This window comes from Mycobacterium sp., assembly GCF_035314905.1.
GTDB lineage: Bacteria > Actinomycetota > Actinomycetes > Mycobacteriales > Mycobacteriaceae > Mycobacterium.
Map to the genome: position 1 here is coordinate 1 of NZ_DATFYW010000225.1, position 4,253 is coordinate 4,253.

At 68.9% G+C, this 4,253-nt stretch carries 3 protein-coding genes; 1 reads left to right on the forward strand and 2 read right to left on the reverse strand.

All coding sequences use genetic code 11. The features are described 5' to 3' along the window. Positions 1-1,185 (forward strand): serine hydrolase domain-containing protein (locus tag VKG81_RS19810; RefSeq protein WP_324398433.1); only part of this gene is annotated, 1,185 nt, incomplete at its 5' end. Here the strand turns inward: VKG81_RS19810 and VKG81_RS19815 are convergent. Together VKG81_RS19815 and VKG81_RS19820 are read right to left on the reverse strand one after the other, a co-directional pair. Continuing rightward, the gene (locus VKG81_RS19815) at positions 1,182-2,246 is read right to left on the reverse strand and encodes a dihydrodipicolinate reductase (protein WP_324398434.1); all 1,065 of its coding nucleotides are present in this window, start codon (positions 2,244-2,246) and stop codon (positions 1,182-1,184) included. The two genes, VKG81_RS19810 and VKG81_RS19815, sit on opposite strands and share 4 nt — an antisense overlap. A 25-nt stretch (positions 2,247-2,271) precedes the next feature. Next, on the reverse strand, positions 2,272-3,966 hold the full coding sequence (locus VKG81_RS19820) for a CocE/NonD family hydrolase (protein WP_324398435.1): 1,695 nt from the start codon (positions 3,964-3,966) through the stop codon (positions 2,272-2,274). Positions 3,967-4,253: the final 287 nt, after the last annotated feature.

Consider the following 4,253-nt stretch of genomic DNA (forward strand, 5'->3'; position numbering starts at 1 on the left):
GGCCGCCGCTTCGGTGGCGGCGCGCTCTGCGTGTACATCGACGGCCGGCCGGTCGTCGACGTGTGGACCGGCTGGTCGGACCGGGCCGGCGAGGTGCACTGGACGGCCGACACCGGCGCGATGGTTTTCTCGGCGACGAAGGGAATCGCGGCGACGGTCATCCATCGGCTCGTCGACCGCGGGCTGCTGGTCTACGACGTTCCCGTCGCCGAGTATTGGCCGGAGTTCGGCGCCAACGGGAAGGCCGAGATCACGGTCCGCGATGTGCTGCGCCATCGGTCCGGGCTGTCGCACCTCAAGGGTGTCAGCAAGACGGAGCTGATGGATCACGTCCTGATGGAGGAGCGCCTTGCCGCCGCGCCCGTCGATCACCTGCGCGGGTTCCCGGCCTATCACGCCCTGACCCTGGGCTGGCTGATGTCGGGTCTGGCCCGGGCGGTGACCGGCATGGGCATGCGTGACCTGATCCGCGCCGAGATCGCGCGTCCGCTCGACACCGACGGCCTGTACCTCGGCCGCCCGGCCCCCGGCGCCCCGACCACGGTGGCGCAGATCCTCGCGCCGCAGAGCACGCGGCCGAATCCCCTGTTCGACTTCATCGCACCCAAAGTCGCCGGCCTGCCATTCTCCGGCGCCTTCGGTTCGATGTACTTTCCGGGGATCAAATCCTTCGTGCAGGGCGACATCCCTTTCCTCGACGGCGAGATCCCCGCCGCGAACGGCGTCGTCACCGGCCGTGGCCTCGCCAAGATGTACGCGGCGCTCGCCAACGGCGGCAGCATCGACGGCCGACAGTTTCTGTCACCCGAGTTGGCGCGCGGCTTGGCGGGCAGGCCCAGGGTGCTGCCCGACCTGAACATGGTTGTGCCGATGCCGTTCCACTTGGGCTACCACGAATCGCCGATTCCTGGACTACTCAAGGGATTCGGCCACATCGGCCTGGGCGGGACCCTCGGGTGGGCCGATCCGGAGACCGGCAGCGCGTTCGCCTACGTACACAACCGGCTCCTGACGCCGATGATTCTCGACATGGCCTCGTTCGCGGCCCTGGCTCGACCCATGCGCAGTGCGATCACGGCCGCGCGCCACACCGGCGCCCTCGAGGTGCCGCGGTATGGCGCGCCGTACCGTGAGCCGGGTCGGCAAAGCGCCGCACCGAAGAGGCGCGCGGCGGGCCGGCGCTAACCCGTCGCGACGACGCCGCGGGGAAGCGTCAGCGGCAGGTCGTTGTACGTCAGGATGCCCGGTGCGGCGGCGACGACGGCCGGGATCGCGTTGATGACGGGCATCGCCGTCATGATGTGACCGAGCGTCATGAAGTCGGCGATCGTTTCGGCCGCAAAGTCCGGCGGCGGCAGGAAGCCGACCTTGGTCGTCACGGTCGGCCGGCCATCGACCTGGATGACCCAGCCGTCTTGCTCGATCTTCCAATCCGGCTCGAGCGTCTGGCCCTTGCGCCATCGCACGGTGAGTTCGACGACCGTCTTTGCCCCGACCAGTCCCTTCCAGCTCGCATAGACACCAGCGACGCATCCGGCCGGGATCGTCCACGATCCGAGGTCGAGGTCGGCGGTGGTCTGGGCGTATTCGGCGTCGCAGCGCACCTCGTCGAGTTCGACGCCGAGGGCGTCGGCGACCATCCGCACCGCCTCCCCGAAGACGCCCGTGCCGGCCTCCGTCATCGCCTGCAGGTCGGGGTGGTCGATCGGCTTGCCGAAACCGACCGGCAACTCGGTTTCCGGTGAGTCGTAGAACGTGGTGTCCGCGGCCTCTTTGACCGTGACCTTGTCGATGCGGTCGCAGACCGTCGACGACACGATGGCCATCAGCTCGGCGAAGCCCGGGCTGATGCCCGAACCGAACATCGTCGAGCCGCCGACCTCGCAGGCCGCGACGATGCGATCGCGGCCGGTGCCGAGGTTGTGACCCGTGATGAACGAGGCCGTCGACACGACGTTGACGCCGGCGGACAGGATGCGCTCCAGTTCGTCGATGTTGATCCACATCGGGTTGTAGACCACGCAATCCGGTTTCGCGGACAGCAGTGCGTCGATGTCGTTCGTGGCGGCAACGCCGAGTGGCGCGATGCCGGCCAGCTCGCCGGCGTCGCGGCCGAGCTTGTCCGCAGAGAAGGCGTAACAGCCGACGAGTTCATAGTTCGGGTTCGCGGCGATCGCCTGCACCGAGCTTTTCCCGACATTGCCGGTCGTCCACTGGACGACCCGATAAGGAGGAGTGTTTGGCACTCGCTCAGCATAGGGGGCGATGCGGTCAACCGGGAATCACCGGAAGCACGACGGCCGACGGGTGCGCGGCGTCGTGGAAGATCGTCTGGGTGGCCGACGCCGCCTCCGCTGTCTGGCCGAACGGCGCGCCGGTGTTCGGGTTCGGCGCGAACTGCGGATAGTCGCTGCTGGAGACTTCGACGCGGACCCGGTCGCCCGGCCGGAACAGGTAGCTGGTCGGCCAGACCGCGATCCGGTATTCGGTGGGCTGGCCGACGGTGATCGGTTGCGGATCCGACAGCGAGTCACGGAAGGCGGCGCGAAGGATGCCGTTGTTGAGGTTGATGACGTGCCCGTCCGGCCTCAAGACGGCGAGTTTCGCGGTGAAGTCGGTGTCGGGGGCCGACGACGCGGCCCAGAGGTCGACGGTCGTCGGGCCGGTGATCTCGGTGTCGGCTTTCAGTGGATCGCTGGTGTAGACGAGCACGTCGGAACGTTGCTCGGCGGGCGTCTGGTCGTAGGGGCCCTGCGGACCGCTCTGGGCGCCGCAGCAGGAATGGCCGCCGAGGCTGGGCGCCGGGTTCGCCGGATCGTAGGTGTAGGTGTCGGGGGCCTGGCTCGGGGCGGCCGGCGTCGTCGTCAGCGTGCCGGTCCGCGTGGCGGCGCCACCGGCGCCGGCCAGGTAGTAGCGCGTCCATCGGGTCTGCGGCAGTGGCCAGCCCGTCGAGGTTTTCCATGTGTTGGCCCCCATCAGGAAGTAGTCCACCCGGGGCTTACCGGCGACGCCGTTGTCCACACCCTTGAGGAAGTGGTCGTACCAGGCCAGCATCAGATCGTTGATGGGGCTGTCGCCGATCCTGCCGATATCTTTGAGTAACGGAGCGGGGGTGGAGTTTTCGCGGCCCCAGTTCACGTGGTCCCAGGGCCCGATCACCAGTCGCTGGTTCAGCCTCGCGTCGGGGGTGGCGCCATGGGCGGCCATGCCGGCGAAGTTCTCGACACCGCCGGCCAGGAACGCGTCGTACCACCCCTCGAAGTCGAGCACCGGCACCTTCACCGCGGCGTAGCGGTCGCGGATGCTCCACTTTTTCCAGAAGTCGTCGCGCACCCGGTGGGCAATCCAGTCGAAGTACCACGGCGCGACGGTGGGATTACCGGGCTGCATCGGCGGAAGGTCTTTGTAGGGGCGGAAATTCAGCCACCGCGTCGGGTCGGCGGCGGCCGCGCTCAGCTGCTGGGCGGCGCCGTCGTCGTGCCGGTTCGCCGCCGCGGTGGTAGCGATCCCGATCGCCCAGGGCAGCACGAACGCGAGCCGGAACTCGCCGCCTTCGTAGGTCCATCCGTCGTAGTAGTCCGACGCGGTGTTGGCGGGCACGATCGTGACGAGATGAGGCGGGGCGGTCACCGCGGCCAGCCATTGGGTGGCGCCGACGTAGGACGAGCCGTACATGCCGACCTTGCCGTTGGATCCCGGCAGCGCGGCCGCCCACTCGACGGAGTCGTAGCCGTCGTCTTCGTCGTGCGTGAACTCGCTGAAGGTTCCGTCGGACTCGCCCTGGCCCCGAATATCTTGCACCACAACGAGATAGCAGTGTGATGCGAACCAGTCGGGCGGTTGGTAGCGCGGCGGGTCAACCTGGGCGTCGTTCTTCCCGTACTGCGTGCGCATCAAGATCACGGGCACCGGTTGAGAGGTCCTCGGCCGGTAGACATCGGCCCGCAGGATCGTGCCGTCCCGCATGTGCGCGGCGACATTGGGCTGCTCGACAACCGCGCACGGCCCGCGGCCCGCGGATGGCGGAAAGTTCGTCCACGGGCCTGCGGTCTTGCCGCCGCACGCCGTGAGCACCAGGCCCACCACCGATGCCGCCGCGGCGGCCCGGCCCGCAAAAGTGGCGCGCGTCGCTCAGTCCTCGACAGCCACGCCGCCGCGCAGCCGCCGCCAGCGGGACGTGCCCGTCTTGGCGGGCCGGCGGTTGCGCAGGCCGCCGCGGGCCGGTTCGGATGCCCCGCCGTCTTCTTCGGTCG